The 24,166-nt window shown below is 64.4% G+C and carries 23 protein-coding genes; 9 read left to right on the top strand and 14 right to left on the bottom strand.

The window, feature by feature from the left end; all coding sequences use genetic code 11:
* Positions 1-10 precede the first annotated feature (10 nt).
* The 3 genes from rsfS to nadD all read right to left on the bottom strand — a co-directional run bounded on the left by rsfS (position 11) and on the right by nadD (position 2,363).
* Positions 11-382 carry a ribosome silencing factor gene (rsfS, locus tag ACOGXC_RS03130; RefSeq protein WP_419919262.1) on the bottom strand — a complete coding sequence of 124 codons (372 nt, stop codon included), beginning with the start codon at positions 380-382 and terminating at the stop codon, positions 11-13.
* A gap of 78 nt (positions 383-460) precedes the next feature.
* A complete protein-coding gene (locus ACOGXC_RS03125) occupies positions 461-1,585 on the bottom strand; it encodes a LytR C-terminal domain-containing protein (RefSeq protein WP_419919261.1) in 1,125 nt (374 codons plus the stop codon).
* 190 nt (positions 1,586-1,775) lie between these two features.
* Positions 1,776-2,363 (bottom strand): nicotinate-nucleotide adenylyltransferase, encoded by a 588-nt coding sequence (gene nadD / locus ACOGXC_RS03120; protein WP_419919260.1) that lies wholly within the window; start codon positions 2,361-2,363, stop codon positions 1,776-1,778.
* 244 nt (positions 2,364-2,607) lie between these two features.
* On the opposite strand from nadD, the gene ACOGXC_RS03115 reads away from it, so the two are divergent.
* From ACOGXC_RS03115 to ACOGXC_RS03100, 4 genes are all read left to right on the top strand, one after another.
* The gene (locus ACOGXC_RS03115) at positions 2,608-3,441 is read left to right on the top strand and encodes a sigma-70 family RNA polymerase sigma factor (protein WP_419919259.1); all 834 of its coding nucleotides are present in this window, start codon (positions 2,608-2,610) and stop codon (positions 3,439-3,441) included.
* 90 nt (positions 3,442-3,531) lie between these two features.
* A complete protein-coding gene (locus ACOGXC_RS03110) occupies positions 3,532-4,905 on the top strand; it encodes a class II 3-deoxy-7-phosphoheptulonate synthase (RefSeq protein WP_419919258.1) in 1,374 nt (457 codons plus the stop codon).
* A 116-nt stretch (positions 4,906-5,021) separates the two neighbouring features.
* The gene (locus ACOGXC_RS03105; RefSeq protein ID WP_419919257.1) at positions 5,022-6,806 is read left to right on the top strand and encodes a nitrite/sulfite reductase; all 1,785 of its coding nucleotides are present in this window, start codon (positions 5,022-5,024) and stop codon (positions 6,804-6,806) included.
* A gap of 34 nt (positions 6,807-6,840) precedes the next feature.
* On the top strand, positions 6,841-7,515 hold the full coding sequence (locus tag ACOGXC_RS03100) for a phosphoadenylyl-sulfate reductase (protein WP_419919256.1): 675 nt from the start codon (positions 6,841-6,843) through the stop codon (positions 7,513-7,515).
* Between the two features lie 237 nt (positions 7,516-7,752).
* Here ACOGXC_RS03100 and ACOGXC_RS03095 read toward each other — a convergent pair whose 3' ends face one another.
* Complete coding sequence (locus tag ACOGXC_RS03095; protein ID WP_419919255.1) at positions 7,753-7,923, bottom strand: hypothetical protein; 171 nt, start codon at positions 7,921-7,923, stop codon at positions 7,753-7,755.
* A 245-nt stretch (positions 7,924-8,168) separates the two neighbouring features.
* On the bottom strand, positions 8,169-8,417 hold the full coding sequence (locus ACOGXC_RS03090; protein ID WP_419919254.1) for an AbrB/MazE/SpoVT family DNA-binding domain-containing protein: 249 nt from the start codon (positions 8,415-8,417) through the stop codon (positions 8,169-8,171).
* Between the two features lie 88 nt (positions 8,418-8,505).
* On the opposite strand from ACOGXC_RS03090, the gene ACOGXC_RS03085 reads away from it, so the two are divergent.
* From ACOGXC_RS03085 to ACOGXC_RS03070, 4 genes are all read left to right on the top strand, one after another.
* Entirely contained in the window at positions 8,506-9,273 is a 768-nt protein-coding gene (locus ACOGXC_RS03085) for an SDR family NAD(P)-dependent oxidoreductase (RefSeq protein ID WP_419919253.1), read from the top strand.
* A 118-nt stretch (positions 9,274-9,391) separates the two neighbouring features.
* Entirely contained in the window at positions 9,392-10,084 is a 693-nt protein-coding gene (locus tag ACOGXC_RS03080) for a helix-turn-helix domain-containing protein (RefSeq protein ID WP_419919252.1), read from the top strand.
* Complete coding sequence (locus ACOGXC_RS03075; RefSeq protein ID WP_419919251.1) at positions 10,077-10,931, top strand: hypothetical protein; 855 nt, start codon at positions 10,077-10,079, stop codon at positions 10,929-10,931. The genes ACOGXC_RS03080 and ACOGXC_RS03075 overlap by 8 nt, the downstream gene beginning before the upstream one ends.
* A 457-nt stretch (positions 10,932-11,388) precedes the next feature.
* Complete coding sequence (locus tag ACOGXC_RS03070) at positions 11,389-11,712, top strand: TM2 domain-containing protein (protein WP_419919250.1); 324 nt, start codon at positions 11,389-11,391, stop codon at positions 11,710-11,712.
* Between the two features lie 143 nt (positions 11,713-11,855).
* Here the strand turns inward: ACOGXC_RS03070 and ACOGXC_RS03065 are convergent, their stop codons facing one another.
* From ACOGXC_RS03065 to ACOGXC_RS03055, 3 genes are all read right to left on the bottom strand, one after another.
* The gene (locus ACOGXC_RS03065; protein WP_419919249.1) at positions 11,856-13,316 is read right to left on the bottom strand and encodes a VWA domain-containing protein; all 1,461 of its coding nucleotides are present in this window, start codon (positions 13,314-13,316) and stop codon (positions 11,856-11,858) included.
* A 78-nt stretch (positions 13,317-13,394) separates the two neighbouring features.
* Positions 13,395-14,294 carry an AAA family ATPase gene (locus ACOGXC_RS03060; protein ID WP_419919248.1) on the bottom strand — a complete coding sequence of 300 codons (900 nt, stop codon included), beginning with the start codon at positions 14,292-14,294 and terminating at the stop codon, positions 13,395-13,397.
* 125 nt (positions 14,295-14,419) lie between these two features.
* A complete protein-coding gene (locus ACOGXC_RS03055; protein ID WP_419920000.1) occupies positions 14,420-15,658 on the bottom strand; it encodes a glutamate-5-semialdehyde dehydrogenase in 1,239 nt (412 codons plus the stop codon).
* A gap of 148 nt (positions 15,659-15,806) precedes the next feature.
* Here ACOGXC_RS03055 and murJ point away from each other — a divergent pair, with 148 nt between their 5' ends.
* The gene (gene murJ, locus ACOGXC_RS03050; RefSeq protein ID WP_419919247.1) at positions 15,807-17,675 is read left to right on the top strand and encodes a murein biosynthesis integral membrane protein MurJ; all 1,869 of its coding nucleotides are present in this window, start codon (positions 15,807-15,809) and stop codon (positions 17,673-17,675) included.
* Positions 17,676-18,229: 554 nt separating this feature from the next.
* Here the strand turns inward: murJ and proB are convergent.
* The 6 genes from proB to ACOGXC_RS03020 all read right to left on the bottom strand — a co-directional run bounded on the left by proB (position 18,230) and on the right by ACOGXC_RS03020 (position 24,163).
* On the bottom strand, positions 18,230-19,327 hold the full coding sequence (proB, locus tag ACOGXC_RS03045) for a glutamate 5-kinase (protein ID WP_419919246.1): 1,098 nt from the start codon (positions 19,325-19,327) through the stop codon (positions 18,230-18,232).
* A complete protein-coding gene (gene obgE / locus ACOGXC_RS03040; RefSeq protein ID WP_419919245.1) occupies positions 19,324-20,628 on the bottom strand; it encodes a GTPase ObgE in 1,305 nt (434 codons plus the stop codon). Before obgE ends, proB begins: the two co-directional genes overlap by 4 nt.
* A 161-nt stretch (positions 20,629-20,789) precedes the next feature.
* Complete coding sequence (gene rpmA, locus ACOGXC_RS03035; RefSeq protein WP_419919244.1) at positions 20,790-21,041, bottom strand: 50S ribosomal protein L27; 252 nt, start codon at positions 21,039-21,041, stop codon at positions 20,790-20,792.
* 25 nt (positions 21,042-21,066) lie between these two features.
* Complete coding sequence (gene rplU / locus ACOGXC_RS03030) at positions 21,067-21,435, bottom strand: 50S ribosomal protein L21 (RefSeq protein WP_419919243.1); 369 nt, start codon at positions 21,433-21,435, stop codon at positions 21,067-21,069.
* A gap of 151 nt (positions 21,436-21,586) precedes the next feature.
* Positions 21,587-23,236 carry an Rne/Rng family ribonuclease gene (locus ACOGXC_RS03025; protein WP_419919242.1) on the bottom strand — a complete coding sequence of 550 codons (1,650 nt, stop codon included), beginning with the start codon at positions 23,234-23,236 and terminating at the stop codon, positions 21,587-21,589.
* 195 nt (positions 23,237-23,431) lie between these two features.
* Positions 23,432-24,163: a TIGR03936 family radical SAM-associated protein gene (locus ACOGXC_RS03020; protein WP_419919241.1), complete on the bottom strand. Its 732-nt coding sequence runs from the start codon at positions 24,161-24,163 to the stop codon at positions 23,432-23,434.
* Positions 24,164-24,166: the final 3 nt, after the last annotated feature.

Raw genomic sequence — 24,166 nt, 5'->3', positions numbered from 1 at the left:
CGGGACCTGGCTACCGGCGGTGCTCGACGAGCGGGCAGTCTTTCCAGAGCTGTTCGAGGGCGTAGTAGCTCCGAGCCGACGCGGTGAAGATGTGGACCACGAAGTCCCCGTAGTCCATCAGCACCCACTCGTAATCGGAGAGCCCCTCGATATGAATGGGTTTGGGACCACCGCAGGCATCCACCGCTTCCTCGACCCGCTCGGTCAGCGCCCGCACCGCCCGGCTGTGGGCACCGCTGATGATCACGAAGAGGTCGGTGAAAACCAGCACATCCCCCACATCGATTATCACCGTGTCGGAACCGGGGCCTTCCTCTGCCGCGGCGGCGGCTACCCTGGCCCAGTACTGGGTAGCCAGTGCGTCAGAGGTGTTGACGCTCATGCGAAAGTCACACCGCTGCCCTCGTTGATCCCCCTTGTTGATCCCAGGGTGGGAACTGTGCTCATCCGAAACCATACTCTAACCATCCCCAGCGAACCTTTGGGAGAAATCCGCTCCGAAAGTCACCGTGATGTCGATGCCGGGATCCCACTGCTCCTGGACGGTCACCGAGCCGGTGCCCAGTGCGTCCCGGTACGCCAGGGCATCGGGGGCGAACCCGGAGTCGTGGTGGGCTATCCTGGTGATCTCCCAACCGAATTCAGAAGCGTTCCCGATGAGCACGATCCTAGCGCCGGCCCGGCTGAGGGCTCGGGCGGCTACCTTGGTGAAGCGAGGATCACCGACCCCGTTCAGCAGGAGCACCCGGGGGCGGCCGGTGTCGATGGTCGGGATGGAAAAGGGCACGATCTCCGCCACCAGCTCACCGGCCTTGGCCGCATCCAGCACCACCGCCCCGCTCTCATCGACCACCCCGGGCGCGGTCTCGAAGCGAACCCGTCCCCTGGCCAGATCCCGCCCGAATCGACCCATACCCCGGTCGGTCTCGCCCGGGATCACCGCCTGCGGCGACACGGCAATCGCCTCCAGCCAGGCCTCCCAGAACAGCTCGTGGCGGAACAGGGCCGCCGCCGGAGATTCATCCGGGTTGCGCCACCCCAGGTAAGGCCCAACATCGCCGGCAGCCAGGCTCAGCACCCCGGCCCCGAAGCGGCGCTCCTCGGTGGCAGTGACCAAAGGATCGGGGTTGTCCACCGAGATGGGAGCAACCGCGGCCACCATGGCCGCCCACCCCTGATCGTTCACCACCTGGAGCTCGCTGGGGCGAATACCCAGAAGCCCGGCGACCGCATCGACCACCCCGGCACTGCCCGACTCGATCCATAGCGCGCCCAGTCGCCCACCGGGGGTCATGGTTTCGGGAGCCACGAACAGGACTGCTCCCTCGGCTCCGGCATCGGTGAGAGCCAGCAGCGACACACCATCCAGGCCGTTGTCGTCGCCGTGGATGAGCAAAAGCGTGGGGGTCGGATCCACGAACGCCTGGTAACCGGGAGCCGTGGGATCGACCGGCGTGCTGACGTCGGTGCCATCGCTGCTTTCGGATATGGCCGACCATCCCGACCAGACCAGCAGCGGGATGGCCGCCATCAGCCCCAGCAGAATCAGCGGCCACCCCCAGCGCCACCAGCGCGACAAAGCCACGGTAGAGCCTGAGGCATCCCCACGCGGTGCTGCTCTGCTCACTACGCCCACCGGTCACACATAGGCCATGCTCCGTGCGCTGCGGCATCTCCACGCGGTGCTGCTCTGCTCACTACGCCCACCGGTCACACATAGGTCGTACTCCACGCCCCGCGGCATCCCCACGCGGTGCTGCTCTGCTCATGCGATCTCACCGGTGGCGGGCTTGTCCATACAAGCCTTTCTCACGGCAGTGAGCCAGCGCAGCCGCCGGGACCAACCCGTCGAGCGGCCGGCCGGCTTCGGCCCACTCCCGCACCCGGGTACTGGAGAGGTCGAGCAGCGGGCAATCCACCACCCGGTGGGCCACCGGCGGGCGCTGGCCCACCGCGCCGGGCCGATCCACCACCACCACCTCGGCCATTCGGACTATCTCCGGGTAGCGGTGCCAGGTTTCCAGCCCCGCCGCGGCATCGCTGCCCAGAATCAAGAATCTCGACCCATCGGGATCACCGGCCCTGACCGCCGCCAGCGTGTCCACGGTGTAGGAAAGCCCCCCTCGATCGATTTCCATCGCCGAGGCCTCCACCCCGTCAATCCCACCAACCGCGGCCTGCACCATGGCCAGGCGATCCCGAGCCGGGCTGAGTTCGCACCGGTGCAGCTTCTGCCACGGCTCATTGGCGACCACCAATAGAACCTTGTCGAGCCCCAACTCAGCCCGCACCCACACCGCCACCACCAGATGACCGACATGGACGGGGTCGAAGGTACCCCCGAATATCCCGACGCGACTCACTGCCCGCAGTTTACGAAACCGAAGACCGGCTGCCCCGCTGCCCCGCCACCACCGAAGTCCGGCTCTCCCACCGCCACCACAGACCGGCTGCCATGCCGGCCGGTAATTCATGCGACATCGGCCAGAAGGATCGGTATTTTCTTGAAGGTCGGTATTTGCATAAAAACCACCGGGCTAGCTGTAACCGGGAACAAAGCGGGGGGCGACACGGTTTTAGCTCCCACAGATGATAAGACAGGGACACATGGACGATTCAACAGGCCAGTACCTAAACGCCATCGGCTTGGTGCCGCTCCTGACCAAGGAGGACGAACGGAAGCTGGCCCAGACCATCGAGCAGGGACGGGAGGCCCAGGCACGCTTGGACGCCGGTGAGCGCAGCCCCCGGCTGCGGGCCCAGGTCCGGGAAGCGGCCAGGGCCAAGGAGCGTTTCATCCGGGCCAACCTCCGCCTGGTCGTGAGCGTGGCCAAGAAGTACCCCCTGCCCCCCGGCATGGAGCTGCTGGACCTGGTTCAGGAGGGCAACCTGGGGCTGGACCGGGCAGTGGACAAGTTCGACTGGCGCAAGGGGTTCAAGTTCTCCACCTATGCCACCTTCTGGATACGACAATCCATCGGCCGGGCGCTGGATCAGAAGGCCAACATGATCCGGCTACCGGGAGAACGGGCCGCCAGCCTGCGGGCTGCGGTGCGCCAGGCCTCCAGCGGGGGCGAGGAGCTGGATGCCGAACACTCCATACTCCACAGGCTCACATCGTTGACCTCCCTCAACATCACTGTGGGCGACGACAACGGCAGCGAACTCATGGATCTGCAACCGGACGCCGGTCCCGGACCGGAGGATCTCGCGTTGACCGCCGACCGGATGGAAACCCTGTCGGTACTCCTGGAGGAACTGGACGAAAAGGCCCGCCTGGCCGTGGAGATGCGCTACGGACTCATCGACCGGCAAAAGCACAGCTACCGGGAGATCGGCGAAGCCCTGGGCCTGACCGCGGAGGCCATTCGCCGGATCATCGGACGGTCGCTGGACAAGGTTCGGGCCCGAGCCGAGCTGCTGGACATAGACGCGGCGTAGCTGCCGGTTGTGGCTCCACTTATTCTGATTTAATTCAGTTGTCCTCCACTCGACAAAAGGCGACGATTTCACCATGAATTGGGCTTCACCATGAGTTCGGTCACCGCTGAAACGGTTGGCCCGCTCCCAGCCTCCTGGCACCCGTCCTCGTGGCGGGATCGGCCGGCGGCTCAGCAACCGCAATGGCCCGTCCAGTCAACGCTGGAACAGGCCTGCGAGACCCTGGCCAAGCTGCCCCCGCTGGTGTTCGCCGGAGAAGCCCGCCAGCTCCAGGGTAAACTGGCCGAGGCCTGTGCGGGCCGGGCATTCGTCCTCCAGGCCGGCGATTGCGCCGAGTCCTTCAACGGGGTGACCGCCGACAGCATCCGGGACCAGCTCAAGGTCATCCTGCAAATGGCTGTGGTGCTGGCCTTCTCCGCCGGGGTGCCCACGGTGAAGATCGGCCGGATCGCCGGCCAGTTCGCCAAACCCCGCTCCTCCTCCACCGAGGTGGTCAACAACGTGGAGCTCCCCTCGTTCCGGGGTCACATGATCAACGACATCAGCTTCTCCGAGCGCTCCCGCACCGCCGACCCCGAGCGCCTCATCCGGGCCTACCACCAATCGGCATCCACCCTGAACCTGCTGCGGGCGTTCACCAAGGGGGGTTACGCCGATCTCCGCCAGGTCCACCGATGGAATCAGGATTTCATCGCGTCCAGCCCCGAGGGGCGGCGCTACGAGCGGGTGGCCGAGGGCATCGATGCCGCCCTGCGCTTCATGGCCGCGTGCGGTATCCCCCCCGATGCCCCCGAGCTGCACCAGGTGGACTTCTACACCAGCCACGAGGCGCTGGTGCTGGACTACGAGCAGGCCCTCACCCGCCAGGACTCCATAACCGGCCAGTGGTACGACTGCTCAGCCCACATGCTGTGGATCGGTGAGCGGACCCGCCGGCTGGACGGTGCCCATGTGGAGTTCATGCGGGGCATCAAGAACCCGGTGGGGTGCAAACTGGGACCCACGGCAACGCCGGCGGATGTCCTCGAACTGTGCGAGAACCTCAATCCCGACCGGATACCCGGCCGGCTCACCCTCATCAGCCGCATGGGTGCCCGCAACGTGTTCGATGCCCTGCCTCCCCTGCTGGTTGCGGCCCGCGACGCCGGCCATCCGGTGCTGTGGGAGTGCGACCCCATGCACGGCAACACCTACACCACCCCCGGCGGGCTCAAGACCCGCCATTTCGAGGACGTGGTGACCGAGATAAACGGCTACTTCGACGCTCACAACCAGGCCGGCACCTGGCCGGGCGGCATCCACGTGGAGATCACCGGCGACGACGTTACCGAGTGCGTGGGTGGTGCCGAGGCCCTGAGCGACAACGACCTGGAACGGCGCTACGAAACCATGTGCGACCCCCGGCTGAACGGTACCCAGAGCCTGGAACTGGCCTTCCGGCTGGCCGAGCGGCTCAGCGACTGACCATTTGCGTTCGTTGCGTTTGATTTCGGGACTGCGGGCTGATAGACAAGTAATCGGATCAAAGTAGTCCGATTTAGTTTTTATCCCACTGCCCAACCCCAGACGAAGAAGGTGCCATGGTCACCGTTCAACTCGACAACACCGCGGTGATAGACCCCGCCCAGCAAGCCGACATCGACAAGTTCGAGCGGATGCTGGCCCGCTACAAGGCCGGTGAGATACCCGAGGATGTGATGCGGGTGTTCCGCCTGAACAACGGCATCTACGGTCAGCGTCAGGGCGGTACCCACCAGATGGTGCGGGTCAAGGTCCCCGCCGGGATCATCCATCCCGAGCATTTCGAGGCCCTGGCCCACATCGCCCGAACCTGGTCCCGGGGCTGGGGGCACATTACCACCCGCCAGAACATCCAACTGCACTTCGTGGATCTGGACAACGTGCCCGACGTGATGAGGGTGCTGGCCTCGGTGGGGCTCACCACCCGGGAGGCCTGCGGCGACACCGTCCGCAACGTGCAGGGCTGCCACCTGGCCGGTGCCTGCCCCCACGAGGTTCTGGACATCACCGCCTGGGCCCGGGCCACCGCCCTGCACTTCCTCCGCCACCCCTACGCTCAGCGGCTGCCCCGCAAGTTCAAGATCAACTTCTCGGGGTGCGCCACCGACTGCGGCCAGGCCATGTTCAACGACGTGGGTATCGTGGCCGCCACCCGGGAGGTAAACGGCGGAATCGAGGCCGGATTCCGGGTGTTCGTGGCCGGTGGTCTGGGGGCCAATCCCCATCCCGCGCTGGCCCTGGAGGACTTCACCCCCCGCGAGGAGCTACTGCCCACCATTGAGGCCTGCCTGCGGGTGTTCGACCACGACGGGAACCGCGACAACAAGCTCCGGGCCCGCATGAAGTGGCTGGTCGAGCACCTGGGCTTTGAGGAGCTCCAGCGCCGCATCCTCCGGGAGCGCAAGTTCTTGCCGGCCTCGGCGGACTGGGCCGGTGGTATCCCCGATCTTGTCAGGATGCACGGCGACGCCCCCGCCGGGCACCGGGACGGGATGACCGCCACCCCGGTGGGCCAGGGCGTGGCGGTTGCCATCGGCGGCCGGGCACCGTATGAGCGCTGGGAGCAGGCCAACGTGGTGCGGGGAGCAGCCCGGGGCACCGTCTCGGCCTACGCCTGGGCTCGCCTGGGTGACATCACCGCCGATCAGTTCGACTCCCTGGCCGCCATCCAGCGGGAGCTGGGAGCGGAGTGCCGGGTGACCAACCGCCAGAACATCGTGTTTCGCGACCTGGCCGAGCACCAGTTGCCCCGGTTGTTCGAGGCCCTGTCGTCCATCTCCATGGCCGAACCCGGTGCGGAGTTGCTGCGCGACGTGGTGGCCTGCCCCGGGGCCGACACCTGCAACCTGGCCGTGACCCAGTCGCGGGGGCTGGCCGATGCCATAGGCGATCGCCTGGAGGAGGAGGGATTGTCCGAGGTGGGAGGGTTGCGGATCAACATCTCGGGCTGCACCAACTCCTGCGGCCAGCACCACGCCTCCGACATCGGCTTCTTCGGGGCCGAGCGCCGGGCCCATGGCCGCTCAGCACCGGGCTACCAGATGCTGCTCGGGGGCTATGTGGGCGACACCCAGATTCATTTCGGCACCAAAGCCCTGCGCCTGCCCGCCCGCAACGCTCCCGAAGCGGTGGTGCGGGTGGTGAGACAGTTCACCGCCGAGCGTGAAGCGGGCGAGCAGTTCCGTCACTGGCTGGAGCGCCGGGGCGGTTCCCGTGAGGTGGGCCGGGATCTGGCCGACCTGGATGAGTTCCCCACCCCCGAGACCGGCCCCGAGTACTACGTGGATTACGACGAGACCGGCCCCTACGAAGTCGTGATTGGTGATTCCGAATGCGCAACCTGACCATACCGTCCCCCTCCGTGGTTGGTGATTCCGAATGCGCAACCTGACCATACCGTCCTTTCCCGACGCCGAGCTGGCCGCCCTCAACGAGGAGTTCGAGCGGCTCCCCGCCGAGAAGATCATCCAGTGGGGGGTGGACAACTTCTCCCCCCACCTGTCGCTGGCCGCGTCGATGACCGACGCGGTGCTTATAGACCTGGCGGTAAAGGTGGACCCGGCCATCGAGGTGGTGTTCATAGACACCGGCTTCCACTTCCCCGAGACGCTGGAGACGGTGGAACGGGTACGCCGCCACTACGGCTTGAACCTGCGATTGATGACCGTGGCCCGCCACGATCCCGAGTTGTGGAACATGGACCCGGAGAACTGCTGCTCGGCGGTCAAGGCCGGCCAGCTCGACCGGGCCCTGGCCGGCAAGGCGGCCTGGATGAGCGGCCTGCGCCGGGTAGAGGCCGTCACCCGGGTGAGCGCCCCCATAGTGGTGCGCGACCTACGGGGCCTGGTCAAGCTGAACCCCATAGCCACCTGGACCGACGAACACGTGGCCGACTACATGGTCGAGCACAAGGTGCCATTCAATCCCCTGCTGGATCGGGGCTACCCCTCCATCGGCTGCATGCCCTGCACCACACCGGTGGCCCCCGGCGACGACCCCCGCTCCGGCCGCTGGGCCGGCTCCGAAAAAACCGAGTGCGGCCTCCACGACTGACCATCAGTTCCAGACACTGTAACCATATGGATTGCCTGGCTGATGAGGTTGCGGCGCTGGAGGCCGATCAAGATGATTTGGCTGAGATGCTCGCTGTTACGGAATGGCCGCCGAGATGTTGGATGAGTTGGATGAACTGACACCACCACTTACTGCACCGAAGACGAGACCGAGGAAATGGTGGCCACACTGAGAACCGAGAGCAATAAGCCTGGGAAGCCGTGGCCCAGGCCCTCTCTATTTGATTACCTCCACGCTGCGGCTCTCAGCGGTTAGTGCCTCTTGAAGTCGAGGTGAAGGCGCAGACAGATAGACATCGGCTTCGAGATACACCGCCGCAGCCAACACCTCGATACCCAATGCATTGAGATGGTGGCGGCGGCTCATGCGCCCGATCACTGGTGCCAAGGTCCTCAAGCTCTCCAACCCAACCTCATCGGGCAACTCCAACAGTGCTTGAAGCGCCAAATTACGAATAGACAAAGGCATAGTAGAAAACGTCACCGAGAGCACACCCCTTGGGCCGCCAGAACCCATGACAGCTCGACACAACCTCACATACCAGTAACCGGTAGTAAAAACCGGCTCGTAGGGGTTAGGTGGATCGCTTCCTCCGAGTACGCCAGCAAGGAGGCGGTCGTCAACGAGCTGCGTCACATACTGGCCAGGTCAGGATCGCCGAATCCATCTTGAGCTGCTTCCCAATCCTGATCCGAAACAGATTCCATCACCTCTTTGCGCAGTCCCTCAATACCACCGGGGACAAGCAGCACTCCTTGCCCAAAATCGAGACACCCGACTTTGCCGCCACCAATCAGACCCCACCGTCGGCGAGCTGACACCGGGAGGCTCATCTGACCACTTTTTGAAACTCTGAGATCACCTGCACTGGACATACTCATCAGCCTACCTCAGCCTCAAGCAATCCCCCGTCAACACTCAGCGAACCCAGATACCCTCGGGCTACTATTGCCGCGTAAGGTAGCTGGCATGTCCGGTTTGATTATGTCGCCGACAACGGGGGTGGTGGTCACCGGAGGGGGTTCGGGGATCGGGCGGGCCTGCGCCCGGGCCCTGGCCGAGGCCGAACGACCGGTGTCGCTGTGGGATCTCAACGACGAGGAGGCGGCAAAGGCGGCAGCATCCATCGCCGCCGACTGCGGGGTGGTCACCCATTCGGTGAGTGTGGACGTTACAGACGGCGACGCAGTGGCCCATGCCGTAACCGCGGCTCGGGAGGCGCTGGGCAGCATCGGCGGGCTGGTTCACGCGGCCGGGATCGTGACTGCGGTGGACATCGACCATCTGACCGAGGAGATATGGGACTCGGTGCTGGGGGTGAACCTGCGGGCTCAGGTATTCACGGTGAAGGCTCTGCTTGAGGATCTGCGTCGTCACGAGAAGTCGGCCATTGTGGGGATCGGCTCGATCATGTCGGTGGTGGGTAACGCTATGATCCCGTCCTACACATCCTCCAAGCACGGCGTGGTGGGACTGACCAAGTCACTGGCCAACCACCTCGGTGCCGACGGTATCCGGGTGAATGCGGTATGCCCCGGCTACATTCACACCCCGATGATGGCCGCAGTCATGGACGACCCCCCGAGCAGGGCCGCTCTTGAGGCCAAAACCCCGCTGGGCCGGGTGGGCACACCCGAGGACATCGCCAAAGCCGTCCGCTTCCTCATGTCCGACCAAGCCGATTACATAACCGGTACCACCCTCATCGTCGACGGCGGTGTCACCAGCCACGACTGAAACCGCGCGTTTATTGCATATCAGAACCATGTATCAATCAAACCGGGACAAGCCCAAAACCATCTATGATTTCAAAAATCAGTTGTGTAGCCGCAAGACTTAAGTTAATGTTGTCTCCATGACGGTTCTGCTCCATCCCGTGAGCGTGACGGAAGCCGCTGGGATACTCGGTGTTTCGCAAAGCAGAGTCCGTCAACTGATTGAAAACCACTACCTGCCCGCGCACAAAATAGGTGGCGTGTGGGCTCTGCCGCTGGGCAACGTGTCAGCCAGAGCCGACCTGCGACTTCCCTCCACACGCCCGCTTGGGGCGGAAAGCGCCTGGCAGGCCATAAACGCGGGTGATGTGGAGGTTGACAACGGAGTAAAATATCAAAATCGCGGGCACACAACTCGGTGGTTCATGGGTAGTAGAGCGCCAACCGAAGAGGCGGTCGCTTTGGGGGGGATGATAGGCGGAACATACGCATCGGTGGAGTTACTGGATCGTGTGAGGCAGTACTCTGATGTTGGCATCCCCAAACAGAACTTTGAACATGATCTGTACCTGCCCTGGTCCAAGCAACAAGAGTTGATTGATTTAACCGGTGCTGTTCTGACTACTGAGGGATACACCGTAGTACGTTTCGTGGACGACAGCGTGTGGACGTTGGCCACATCCGCGGCCATCCCATCTGACGACATCAAAGGCTTGCGATTGGCTCCTGTGGCGGCGGCGGCGTTGGACTTGATGCTACACGGTAACTCCCGAAGCCAACAGGCAGCATACTCATTGATGCACTACCAGTCCAGAATAATAAATAATGGATGACAACAGTATCATCATCTCCCCGCAAGGTGCCAAAGGGCGAGCAAGTTGGCAGGCTCTCTTAGAGGTTGCCCCTTTACTTGGAGAGGACTGGATACTGATAGGTGGGCAGATGGTAACGGTTTATGCCACAGGGCACCTAGACGCTATCTCCCGTGAGACAACTGATGCAGATATTGTCGTCAACTTGCGAGTTGATACAAAAAGTTTAGAGAAAACTCATCAGATTCTAGTCAATGCAGGGTTTACTCAACTGGTTTCCACTAGAGTCGGTACTGGGCATCGCTACTGCCGCGGAGAGGCTACGATCGACGTTCTGGTACCTGAGGGGATAGGCTATCGAAACTTACTTAGGCTAGGAATGGGGACTACGGTTGCCGCCCGTGGGGCATCGCGAGCATTGATACGTTCACGCCGTGTCACAATTCAACTTGATGGTACTGTAGGAATGATACGTATACCTTCCCCCGTAGGAGCACTTGTTATCAAAGGGTCAGCTTTCTACTACAATCAATCAGGTCTCCAAGGCTCCCCCAAGCGTCATCATGATGACATCATTACTTTGCTGCAATGTTGCCATTTTTCAAAAAGTGAACTACCTCTTTCGAAGAGTGAAAAGAAAATCTTTCAAAAAATTATGGAAGACAAAAACATTCCCAGCTTGCTCAGGTCAAGACTCAGCCCACTTATGCAAGAAACTTTACAGCTAGCAAATACGCAACAGGTACCACCAAACACAATTATACCAATAGCCTCCAAGTCAAAGCGTTGCACATATCGTCTAAGCAACAACCGTCAATGCAAGAACCGAACAACCAACCCATCAGGGAAGTGCCACCACCATTCCTAAAAGGATAAAGAGGTTGGCAAGCTCTAGTGGTGATCGTGACAGAGTTTATTGTAGATAGTTTGGGCTGGTTGCCAGTGGTGGAGTTTGCAGGGCATGGTGTTACTTAAGTCTGCGATCTCGGTTGCCCCCAACCTCATACCAACCATCACCTCAACGCGGGCGCACTCACCCACATCCAAACTCTGTGCCACACTGAAATACCTTCACCAGTAGATCGTGAACACCTCAGACCGACCATCGTGGCCAACCTGTCGCGATCACCGGTGGAGCCTACCCACAGTGACTTCGGTGCAAGGTCAGCGCCAGTCGGGTCGACACGTCGCGCCGGTTGGGCTAGGTTGTCAAGCGCTGTAGAAACCAAGCCATGACGTGAAGGAGCCGGGGTCACCCCTGGATCCCTTCGGCACCGTCATGGCTTCGACAGCAAACGAACCCGACTATCTGAAGGGAGCCTCCCATGACACCGAGAAACGCCGAACTGCGGGAGATGGCCTCAGCCTGCAAAGACCTGTCTGACACCGAACGGCTGGTATTCGAAGCCCAGTACGCCCGCCACCGACGTGACCCCGCCATAGCCACGATCTTGAGCGTCGTGTTCAACGTCACCGGAGTGGACCGGTTTTATCTGGGCCAGGTCGGAGCAGGATTCGCCAAGCTGTTCACTCTAGGCGGTTTCTTCATTTGGGCGTTTGTCGATCTGTTCATTATCCGCCGCATCACCGCCGAGCAGAACGCCACCGCGATCCGCGATATCTGCGCCCACATAGCCGAAGCTCGCTAACAGTATTTGGGGCTTATATCTTAAAGTGATGTAAAACGGTTCTGAGCTGGGAAAACAGCTAAACTTGCTGGTTAGTGCCCGTGTTGGGTCGGATAGGTAGAGTGACCTTGCCATAGACCGAATCAACGACTCAAGGTTCGCGCTTACACCAGGTTTTCTACGAAGGCCTCCAGTTGGCGGAGGTTGCGGACTTCGAATACGCCGTTGCAGTGGATGCCGTATTCGGAGACTATGGAGTCGCCGGTGTCCCAGTAGGCCCCGGGTTCGGGGTTGAGCCAGAACACTTTGCGGGCCCGGTGCTCTATCTCCTTGACTATCCAGGATTGGGAGGCGTGGTAGTTGTTGCGCGCATCCCCCAGGATCATCACCGTGGTCTTGGGGCCCACATCGCGCCCGTACCGCTCCCAGAAAACCTCGAAGGCGTGGCCATAGTCGGAGTGGCCGTCCACCCACACCACATCGGCCTCGGCGTTCACCCGGTGAACGGCCTCGCCGATGTCGTCCACCCCCTCGAAGAAACCGGTCACCTCGTCGAGGCCGTCGATGAACACGAATGAGCGCACCTTGGAGAACTGGTTGCTGATGGCATAAACCAGGTGCAGGGTGAAGCGGGCGAAAGCGGCCACCGACCCGCTCACGTCGGCCACCACCATGATCTCGGGCTTGGCCGGGCGGGGATAGCGAAACTTGGGTTCGGCCGGCACCCCACCGTAAGAAAGCGAATGGCGCATGGTGTTGCGGAAGTCCAGCGGCCCCTTGCGGCCATGACGCCGCTTGCGGGCCAGGCGAACGGCCAGCTTGCGGGTTAGCGGGTAGATGGCGCGGCGCAGGGCCAGCATCTCCTCCCGGCTGGCGTGCATGAAGTCCACGTCCTCGGGCAGGGGTTTGCGCAGCGTTTTGGCCATGGCCTCCACCCCCCGGTCGGCCACCAGGCGGCGGCGGATCTCGGCCTCCACCTCCTTTCGTAGCTGATCCACCCGGGCCTCGAACTCGTCGCGCTCCAACCGCTCCTCCAGCGGGGTCAGCTCGCCGGGAGTATCCTGGCGGGCCTGATCCATCAGGCGCTCCAGCACCCCGTCCAGGTCCAGGTTCCGCAACGTTCGATACAGGTAGTAGGTGCCCCCCACCGGGCGGCCCGGTTCCATGCCCGCGTAGCGTTGCACCGCCTGGCGGGCAATGGCCCTCATCAGGGCATCGTCGCCCCGCATGAGCGCCTGGAACAGCATCTCGGCCAACTGCTCGGCCGACATCGACTCGCCCCCACCTCCACCCGAGCGGCGCTGCTGCCCGTCCATCCCGTCCACAAGGTCGGACATGTCGAGGCCGTCGGGCCACTGCCCGTCCACCAAGTCGTACTCGGCCCCCCGCAGCGAGAAGTACACCTCGAAAACCGTCTCGAACGCCCGCCAGTGGGCGTGGTTCTTCACCAGGGTGGCGGCCAGGGCGTACTTGAACGCCTCTCGATCCTCGATGGGAATGTGCTGGATGGCCTCCATGGCATCCAGGTTCTCGGTGAGGCTGACCGGCAGCCCGGCGGCCCGCAACTCGGAGATGAACCCAGCCAGGAGCCCGAGCAGCGGTGAGGTGGCGGGTTCGACTCTCATGGCCCGGTCAGCAGGCCACCATCACGGGGCTCGACTCTCATGGCTGCATTGAATGATCTGGATTTCCGGAGATTCGGATCACGGGGTTGCGGTCGGCGGGGCGAAGCTCTCGTCGGAGGACGCGAACTCCTTGAGCGCCTTGTCGATGTCGCTGCGGTACTTCAGCAGGATGTTCACCGTCTCGGCCGCGGTTTCGGCATCCACGTGCTCCACCCCCAGCAGTACCAGGGTGCGGGCCCAGTCCAGGGTTTCCGATACCGAGGGGGCCTTCTTCAGCTCGATCTGGCGGACCGACCGGACGATGCGAGCCACCTGATCGGCCAGGCTCTCCCCCACACCGGGCACCTTGGCCAGCACGATCTCCTTCTCCCGCTCCAGGTCGGGATAGTCGATGTGCAGAAACAAGCACCGCCGCTTGAGCGCCTCGGAAAGTTCCCGGGTGTTGTTGGAGGTGAGGAACACCAGCGGGATCCGGCGGGCCGACACCGTGCCCAGCTCGGGAATGGACACCTGGTAATCGGACAGGATCTCCAGCAGCAATGCCTCGGTCTCGATCTCCACCCGGTCCACCTCGTCGATCAGCAGCACCACCGGGTCCGGGGATCGTATGGCCTCCAGAAGGGGTCGGGTGAGCAGGAAGTCCTCGGAGAACAGATCGTCCTCGATCTGCTCCCACATGTCGTCGCTCTGGCGCTCGGCCTGGATACGCAGGAGCTGCTTCTTGTAGTTCCACTCGTAAAGCGCCTTGGACTCGTCCAGCCCCTCGTAGCACTGGAGGCGGATGAGCCGGGCGTCGGTGGCCTCGGCCACGCTCTTGGCAAGCTGGGTCTTGCCGGTGCCGGCCGGACCCTCCACCAGCACCGGCTTCTCCAGGCGCTCGGCCAGATACACCACCCCGGCGATGCCGTCGTCGGCCAGATACTGAGCATCGCTCAAACCCTTGCGCACGGCGGCAACGTCAGCGAACGAGAAGCTCATGGGCACAGGCTAGGGTCGGCAACAAAACAACCGCTCATGGAAACAAACCGGGGTCGGCAACAAAACAACCGCTCATGGAAACAAGGCTAGGGTCGGCCCGATCTGGCCCCGAAATCGTGGTGGTGCTAGCCGCGTACCTGGCCGTCGCCGCGGACCACGTATTTGGTGGTGGTGAGCTGGCGCAAACCCATGGGGCCTCGGGCGTGCAGCTTCTGGGTACTGATGCCGATCTCGGCTCCGAAACCGAACTCCTCGCCGTCCACGAACCGGGTGGACGCGTTCACCAGCACCGCCGCGGCATCAACCTCGGTGCAGAACCGGTCGGCGGCAACCAGATCGGTGGTGATGATGGCCTCGCTGTGGCCACTGCCGGTGTCATTCACATGGTCGATGGCCTCGTCCAGGCTGTCCACCACCCTTACCGACAGCTTCAAGTCCAAGAACTCGGTGAAGTAGTCGGCGGCGGTGGCCTCCCCGATGCGCTCCGGCCCCAGGATGGCCCGAGCCACCTCGTCGCCCACCAGCTCGACTCCCTCCAGGTCGGCGGCCAACCGGGGCAACAGCTCCGCGGCCACCGACCGATGCACCACCAGCGATTCGGCGGCGTTGCACACCGACGGCCGCTGAGTCTTGGCATTCACCACAATTCGCCGGGCCATGTCCAGATCGGCCGAAGCATCGACGTACACATGACAGTTGCCGTCGCCGTCGATCACGTAGGGCACGGTGGCGTTCTCCAGGATGGAGGCGATCAGGCCGGGGCCGCCCCGGGGGATGAGGCAGTCGATGCTGTCCCTGAGCTGCATGAACTCGGCGGCCGCGGCGTGGCTGGTGTCGGACACCAGCACCAGGGCATCGCGGGGCAAACCGGCCTGGTGGTACGCGTCCCCCAGCACCCCGGCGATGGCCAGGTTCGAGTTCAAGGCGCTGGATGAGCCCCGCAAGAAGGCGGCATTGCCCGACTTCAGGCACAGCCCGGCGGCATCGCTGGTCACGTTGGGACGGCTCTCGTAGACAATGGCCACCACCCCCAGGGGCACCCGCACCTGGCTGATCCGCAGACCGGAGGGCACAACCCAACCGCTGACCACCTCCCCAACCGGATCAGCCAAACCGGCCACCTTGCGCAAGCCCCCGGCCATTGCCCCCAGCCGGGAGTCGGTCAGCCGGAGGCGGTCCACCAGGGTGGCGCTCATGCCCGACTCGGTTGCGGCCTCCACATCGGAGCAGTTGGCCTCCAGCAAATTTTCACGAGCCTGCTCGAGTCGGTCGGCGGCCAGCAACAACGCCTCGTTCTTCATCTCGGTTGTGGCGGTGGCCATGACTCGGGCTGCGGCCTTGGCCCGATCCGCCAACCCGACCATGGATGTACCGGAACTCACCCCACTAGCGTACCGGGCCCCATGGACAGTTCCTGGATACGCCCGGCGGCATCACCATGCAGAACTCACCCCCGCTGGCGGTACCGGGCCACACCAACCGCTTGGCTAGCGTATTGTTGCACTCCACCCGATGAGCACCGATGAGCGCAGAACCAGTGGCAGGAAAGCCGGCAATCACGAGCGCGGAACCAGTGGCGGAAGAGCCGGCATCAACGAGCGCAGAACCAGCGGCAAGGGTGCCATCCTTGTCGGTGCTGGGATATTCCTGTCCCGCCTGGCCGGCATCGGTCGGGAGTCGGCGGTGGCCGCTTTCATCGGCGCGGGGCGCACCGGCGATGCCTACCGGGCCGCCCTGACCATTCCCCGCCTGCTTCAAAACCTGCTGGGCGAGGGAGTGCTGTCGGCCTCGTTCATCCCGATCTACTCGCAACTGGTGGAGCAGAAGCGGTCCCGGGAGGCCGGCCGGCTGGCGGGGGCGGTTTTCGGACTCCTGGCCCTGGTTACCGGTTTGGTGGTGCTGGCCGGATGGATGCTGGCCCGGCCGCTGGTGTCGCTGCTGCTGTGGCGGTTGCCCGATGACACCACCGACCTCACCGTCGAGCTGGTACGGATCATGTTCGCCGGAATCGGGTTCATCGTGCCGGCCGCGTGGGCCCTGGGGGTGCTCAACTCCCATCGCCGGTTCTTTCTGTCCTACGCCGCTCCGGTGATCTGGAACGCCACCCAAGTGGCGTTCATGGTGGGGGCCTGGGCCGTTTGGCACACCGTGGACCCGGCAACCCGAGCCTCCGACGTGGCCAGGATGGCGGCCTGGGGTGTGGTGCTGGGCGGTGCCCTCCAGTTTCTGGTCCAGGTGCCACTGGTGCTCCGGCTGGTCCCGTCGCTACGTTTCGGCCTGAACTGGCGACACCCCGATGTGCGCATCGTGCTCCGCCGGTTCGGCCCGGCCCTCATCGGGCGGGGCGTGGTGCAGGTGTCGGCCTATGTGGATCTGATCCTGGCCGGTCTGCTGGCCGGTGGGGCCATCGCCGCCCTGGGTTTCGCCCAGGTGATCTACTTCCTGCCCATCAGCCTGTTCGCCATGAGCGTGGCGGCCAGCGACCTGCCGGAGATGGCTCGCGAGCAGGATGATCCCGGGGCGCTGATGCGGCGGCTGCAAACCGGGCTGGACCGCATCGGGTTCTACGTGTTGTTCTCCGCGGTGGCGTTCATCACTCTGGGCGGGCTGATTGTGGGAGCCCTGCTGGAGCGGGGACAGTTCAACGCCGACCAGACGGTTCAGGTGTGGTGGATCCTGGCCGCCTACAGCCTGGGGCTGGCTGCCTCGGCCTCGGCCCGCCTGCTGCAAAACACCTGTTTCGCCGCCGGCGACACCAGGGGTCCGGCCCGGGTGGCGGTCGTGCGCCTGGTGCTGGCCGCCACCGTGGGGCTGCTTCTGATGTTCAGTTTCGACTCCTACGCGGTGATCGATGGCAGCGTGCAGCGCCTGGGGGACTTCCGGGTGCTCTCCGGCGCGGAAAGGGCCGACCGGGCCGTGAGGCTGGGGGCGGTGGGCCTGGCCCTGGGCAGCACGGTGGGGGCCTGGGTGGAGTACGGCATTCTGCGCCATCGGGTCCGCCACCTGCTGCGGTGCCACCGGCCATTGCGGGGACCGGCCCGTCGATTGGCCCCCGCCGCCCTTACCGCGGCGGTGCTGGGCGGGGTGCTGGCTTGGGGGTTGGAACCCCTGCCGGCTCTTGTGGGCGCGCCGTTCGCCCTGCTGGTGGTGGGAATGGTCTACATCGTTCTCGGCCGGGGGGCGGGGGTGGCCGCCGCCGACGAAGCCGCCGCGCTGATCGAGCAGGGCCTGGGGCGGTTCAAGGCAATGCTGCTCAGAATCAGATTGCGTCACCCACTCCCGTGCGGCGGGCAGCAGAAGCCCAGATCAACAGCGCCAGGATCATCAGCGGATCCAGCACCTGCCAGGCGACCTCGACGTGACCGAAGAAAAAGGCCATGATCAGCACGCTTGTTCCCAAGCCCACGGCAATAGCTCCGGCCAACAGCGTGAAGGGATTGAGCGGCTCCAAGCCTTGGCGCTGCGACATCATCCTGCTGTATCCGGTGACGGCGGCTACACTGGCGCAAGCAATGGACAAGGGGTTTATGGTTGACCACAGGTTGCCGCTGTTGTTGAATATGTCGGTGTAGCGGTTGAGGAGGATGGACAGGGCCAGCACCGACAGGCAAAGGGTGCGCACCCAAGGCACTTTGCTGGTGTTTCGCCACATCACCCAAACCCCGATCAACGCGAACACCAGAGGGCCCACATGCCAGAGTCGCCACTGCCAGGTGCCTGGATCCCCTACTACTGCATTTGACCGTTCCGCCCAGGCGAATACCGTCACCACCACGATGCCCGCCCCGATGAGAGCGTCGATCACCCCCAGGTGCCGCCGCCGGAAAATGGAATAAACCGTTGTCATGGCTCCAACTGTACCTTGCTGTTCAGAGCAGGGGGTGGGAGGCGAGGTCGTGGAGATCGCAGGTCGTCGGCTCCTGGTACCTCGCCGTTCAGAGCAGGACGGTCAGGGAATCGCGGTGGATGACCTCGTCGGGGCGGCCGGAAGGTATGGAGTCGGTACGCATGCCCACCACCGAGTGCATCTCCTCCGACGGAACCTTCACCAGACCCCGGGCGAACACTTGGCCATCCGGCCCGCACACATCCACCGCATCGCCGACCTGAAAGCTGCCCTCGTGCCCGGTGACCCCTATACCCAGTAGCGAAGCACCCCGCTCCATCACCGCCCGGCGGGCACCGGCATCCACCTGAATCGTTCCCGTGGGGACCATGGCAAACCCGATCCACAGCTTGCGGGCGCTCAACCGGCGGGGCTGGGCAACCACCGTGGATCCTGTGCCCGGCACCCCGGCCAGGGCATCGGCCACCACCTGGTGCCGGTGAGCGGCGGCAATGACGGTCCTTACCCCTGATCGGCTGGCGATGCGGGCGGCCGCCAGCTTGGAGGCCATGCCGCCGCTGCCCCGGTCGGTACCGGACCCACCGGCCGCGGCGGCCAGCTCGTCGAGAATGCCGAGGTCGGTGATCTCCTCCACAATCCGGGCTTCGGTGTCAAAGCGGGGATCGGCAGTATGAACCCCCTCGATGTCGGTCAGCAGCACCAAAAGTTCCGCACCCACCATGTGAGCCACCAGTGCCGCTATGCGGTCATTGTCCCCCCAGCGGATGGCGTCGTCGGCCACCGCGTCGTTCTCGTTGACGATGGGGATCACCCCCAGCTTGAGCAACCGGGCGAGGGTGCGCTGGGCGTGCAGGTACTGGGAGCGCTCCAGAAAATCCCGGGGAGCCAGCAACACCTGGCCGCATACCAGACCGTAACCCCCGAGGCACTCCTGATACAGGGCCATCAACCTGCTCTGGCCCACCGCGGAAAGCGCCTGGAGGGTGACCGGATCCCGGGGCCGCCCCCGGGCGAAACCCAGCACCGGCAGCCCGGCACCGATCGCCCCGGAGCTGACCACCACCACTTGATGATCGGAGGCCACTGCGGCCGCCACCTCACCGCTCAATTTGGCCACCGCTCCGGCCTTGATGGTGCCGTCGGCCTCGGTGATCGACGAGGTGCCGATCTTCACCACCACGATCACCTTGTGTCCCCCTCGGCTCCCTCGGCCCAGTACTCGTCGTCATCCTGGTACTCGAACTCGAAGGCACCGATTCGAGCGGTGTCCCCCGATTTTATCCCGGCCCGTTCCAGGGCCCGGTCCACCCCCAACCCCCGAAGGCGGCGACGAGCGAAGTCCCAGGCACCGGGGGCGTGCAGATCGGACAGGGCCACCGCCCGCTCCGCAGCCCGACCGAGCACCACAAAAACGCCGTCATCGGCCCGCTCCACCGCCAGCCCCTCGGGAACGGGCCGGTGAACGACAACATCGCCGGAACCACCGGAACCACCGGGGCTTCGGGGCGGATCCTCTCGGTCCCGGGCGGTTCGCACCGCGGTGGACATGGCTCGAACCAGTTCGGTCAGGCCGGCACCGGTGACCGCTGAGACGCGCAGTGCTCCGGGCGGCGGATCCAGGTGACCGGCATCGGCCCTGGAAGCCACCAGGATCCGGGGTCGATCCAGCAATTCCGGTCGGTACGACCCCAGTTCGTGGAGCAGCACCCGCTGCTGCTCCCCGGCCGGCACATCCTCCACCGAGGCCAGATCGACCATCACGACCAGAACCCGGGCCCGCTCTATGTGGCGCAGGAAACGGTGACCGAGGCCGCGTCCCTCGCCGGCCCCGGCAATCAAGCCGGGAATGTCGGCCACCACCATCTCGAAGTCGTCGCCGGTACGAACCACTCCCAGGTTGGGTTCGAGGGTGGTGAACGGGTAGTCGGCGATCTTGGGGCGGGCCGCAGAAATGCGGGATATCAATGTGGACTTGCCCGCGTTGGGAAAGCCGACCAGAGCCACGTCGGCGAGCAGCTTCAACTCCAGCCTCAACCAGCGCTGCGCCCCCGCCTCACCCTGCTCGGCAAACCCGGGCACCCGGTTCAGATGGGTCGAGAAGCGGGTGTTGCCCATACCCCCTTGACCCCCGGCCGCCGCCAGCCAGCGGGCTCCGTCAACCGCCAGGTCGGCCAGCAGCTCCCCGCCCTGGTCCCTGACAACGGTGCCCACGGGAACCCTGACCCACGCGTCGTCACCGGTCGCGCCGTGACGGCGCTTGCCCCCACCATGGCGGCCGTTGCCGGCCCGGCGGTGGGGGTGGTCCTTGAACGCGATCAGGGAAGCCACATTGTGATCGGCCACCAGCCAGACACCGCCGCCGCTGCCACCGTCACCGCCATCGGGGCCACCCTTGGCCACATGGGCCTCCCGCCGGAACGACACGCACCCGGCACCGCCGTCGCCACCCCGCACATTCAAACCGCATTCGTCCACGAACCGGGTCATCGCCCGCCAACCCCTGCGCTCCTGCGCCGAGCGGCGGCAATATAACATCGGCCCATCACGGTCCCCGCACGGTCCCCGCAACCCCCCACCCGCCTGCGCCCAGCGGCGGCAATATCCATCACGGTCCCCGCGCCGATCGGTGGGAAACCACCGAGGGGCGGTCAGCCGGTGATTACGTCGACGAGCTTGCGGCGCCGCCGATGACCGAACTTGACCCGCCCATCAGCGGTGGCGAACAACGTATCGTCCCGACCCCGGCCGACGTTCTCGCCCGGATGGATACGAGTGCCGCGCTGGCGGACGATGATCGACCCCGCGGTCACCCGGGTGCCGTCGTACACCTTCACCCCCAGACGCTTGGGGTTGGAATCGCGGCCGTTGCGGGTCGAGCCACCGCCTTTGGTCTTGGACATCGTTAACTCCCCTCAGCCTTTGGTACTACCCAACACTTTGGTCTTGGACATCGTTGGCTCCCTCAACCCCGGACCGGGCCGTGATGGCCGTGATCCGGATACGGGACTTGTGCTGGCGGTGACCCCACCGCCGACGCTGGTTGCTCTTGTTCTTGTAGGTGAAACCGTTGATCTTGCGATCCTTCACCGAGGCCTGCACCGTGGCGGTGACCCTGGCCCCGCCGAGCTGGTCCGGGGCCACGACCACGGATTGCCCGTCGAAAAGCATAACCGGGATCAGCTCCACCTCGGTGCCGGGCTCACCCAGCAACTCCACATCCAGAGTTTGACCTTCCCTCACCTTGTACTGCTTGCCGCCTGTGCGGATGATGGCATACACCTGCTTGCGCCTCACTCACTTGTTGCCGGCAGGGCCGACGGGTAATTCTAGGCCAACCACCGGGGCGAAACCCCAACCGTCAACCCTGATCCAACCGCCCTGCCGGCTCGCGGTCAGCCAATCGTGAACTTCAACGGGCCCTTCCAACAGCCCTGCCGGCTCGCGGTCAGCTACTCGATACCAGTTGGCGGTCCAGCTCCAGGCCCCGGCCATTGCAGGTCGGGCAGGTGGATGAGCACGATTCCAGCAGACCCTCGCCTATGCGCTTGCGGGTCATCTCCACCAGGCCCAGATCGGAGATGTCCAGTACCTGCGTGCGGGTCTTGTCCCAAGCCAGCGACTCCCGGAACACCTTCATGACCTCTTCGCGGTTCACCCGCTTGTCCATGTCCACGAAATCGATCACGATGATCCCCCCTATGTCGCGCAGCCGGAGCTGGCGGGGAATCTCCCGGGCCGCCTCCAGGTTGTTGCGAAACACGGTCTCCTCCAGATTGGAGCTGCCGACGTTCTTACCGGTGTTCACGTCGATAACCGTGAGCGCCTCCGTGTTCTCGATGATCAGTGACCCGCCGCCCGGCAACCACACCTTCTTGTCCAAAGCCCTGACCAGTTGCTCATGCACGTGGTAGCGCTCCAAAAGATCTAGGCGCTCACTGCTCGCATCGTAGTAGTGAAGCCTCTCGACCAGCTCCGGGGCCACGCTGGACACGTAGTCGTTCACCTCCTCGAAGAGCCGGGGATCGTCGATATGAACCGAGCGGAAATCCTGGTTGAACTCCTCACGGATGACCCGAACCGCCATCTCCGGCTCCCGGTAGAGCAGCCCCGGAACCCGCACCCGCTTGGCCAGATCATCGATTCGCTCCCACTGGGAAACCAACCGCCCCACGTCTCGTTCCAGCTCCTCAGCGGTGATGTTCTCGGCCACGGTTCGGACGATCAGCCCGTGTGCGTCCGGCTTGCAGCGGTCCAGCACCCGGCGGAGCCGCTTGCGCTCCCGGTCGGGAAGCCGCTTGGAGATGCCATAGGTCTTGGAATTGGGAACCAGCACCACGAACCGGCCGGGGAGCGACACCTCCTGGGTCAACCGGGCCCCCTTGTGGGCTATGGGGTTCTTGGTGACTTGGCACAGGACGGTCTGGCGGGCCTCCAGCAGGTTCTCGATGCGAGGAGCCCCATTGGTGGTTTCCACCTCATCGGGGTCGAACACCAGGTCCCCCCGGTACAGCACTGCATTTTTGGGGGTGCCTATGTCCACGAAGGCAGCCTCCATACCGGGCAGCACGTTTTGCACCCGGCCCAGATAGATGTTGCCGTGGATCTCGTTCACATCGTCCGCGGGCCGGGAAACGTAGTGCTCAATCAGCGCTCGACCCTCGACGACGGCAATCTGGGTGGCCTCGGGACGAACCTGCACGAGCATCATGTACCGACCCACCGGCCGGCCCTTGCGGCGCCGACCCCGCCTCCGCTGCAAGGTTTTCTCATCCAGCTCCACCGGGCCGTCGGACACCTGGTGCTCCACCGGCTGAACGGGACGGCCGCCACCGCGACCTCGGCCGCCCCGACGACGCCGACGCCCACGGCCCTCACCGGAGTCTTTGGCCCCCGAACCCGGAGCCCCACCCTCACCGGAGTCTTTGGCCCCCGAACCCGGAGCCCCACCCGCACCGGAGTCTTTGGCCCCCGAACCCGGAGCCCCACCCGCACCGGAGTCTTTGGCCCCCGAACCCGGAGCCCCACCCGCACCGGATCCGTTGCCCGCGGGTGCCGGCCGGGAATCCCCAATCCTGGGACGACCACCAGACGGCACCGGTGCCGGGCGGGAATCCCCAATCCTGGGACGATCCCCAGACGGTGCCGGCCGGGAATCCCCAATCCTGGGACTAGCCTGTGGCTTAGCCTGTGGCTTAGCCTGTGGCTTAGCCTGTGGCTTAGCCTGTGGCGCGTTGCTGGCTGACTTTTTGCCAGTCCGCTCCGTGGAGTCGGTCATATCCTGAGTCCTTTCTCATTGCCCACCAACCAGGGTGAGCCGAGCAGGGGCTGCGCCGACCTCAAGCGGCTCCAAGCGGGCGCCATCCTGCTCAATCCATTGACGAGTGCGCCGAACCAGCACCGGACGGTACGCAGATTCGAGAGCGGTAAGAAGCTCCGACGGGCGGGCCGCCCTCGGTCGGGTACCCAGGGTGGCCAGGAGGCGTATCCCCCGGCTCGTAGGTTCCCCGACCTCCAGTGCATGCACCTGAGGGGCTAGGTCGTCGGTGATCTTTTGTCCCTTGCGTTCTCGCGTGACCATCAGCGTAGCCGCGCCGCACACCCGATCCACCCATCGGGCAAGATCGGGGGTGCTCACGTCCAGCACCTCGATGTCCCAGTCGCAACTGGTAACTGCCTGCTGCAACGACATCGCGCCCCGACCCAGAACCGTTCCACCCGTCACCGAGAGCCCGTCGGGCAGCACGCCCACCAATGCCTCTTGCACCTCCTCGACCCCAATGGTGTCGTTCTTGAAGTCAACGTCGAGGTATTCGGCATCCGACTCGTAACCGGTGGCCAACGCCAGCCCGAAGTGCAACTTGGCCCGGGGGGAGAACCCCTCGGTCCGGGCCACCGGCAACCCGGTCCGCCGCAGCGAACGCTCCCAGATACGAGCCACGTCGCGGTGGCTGGTGAAGCGGATGGGTCCGATCTTGCGGTACCGCAACCGCACTCGCCGCCGCGGGGCCTCGTTCGGGTTCACGCA

Origin of the sequence: Candidatus Poriferisocius sp., assembly GCF_965202595.1 — a bacterium.
Taxonomy (GTDB): domain Bacteria; phylum Actinomycetota; class Acidimicrobiia; order Acidimicrobiales; family Bin134; genus Poriferisocius.
The sequence above is the reverse complement of the archived record's forward strand: the minus strand, read 5'-3'. Positions and strand labels throughout refer to the sequence as shown.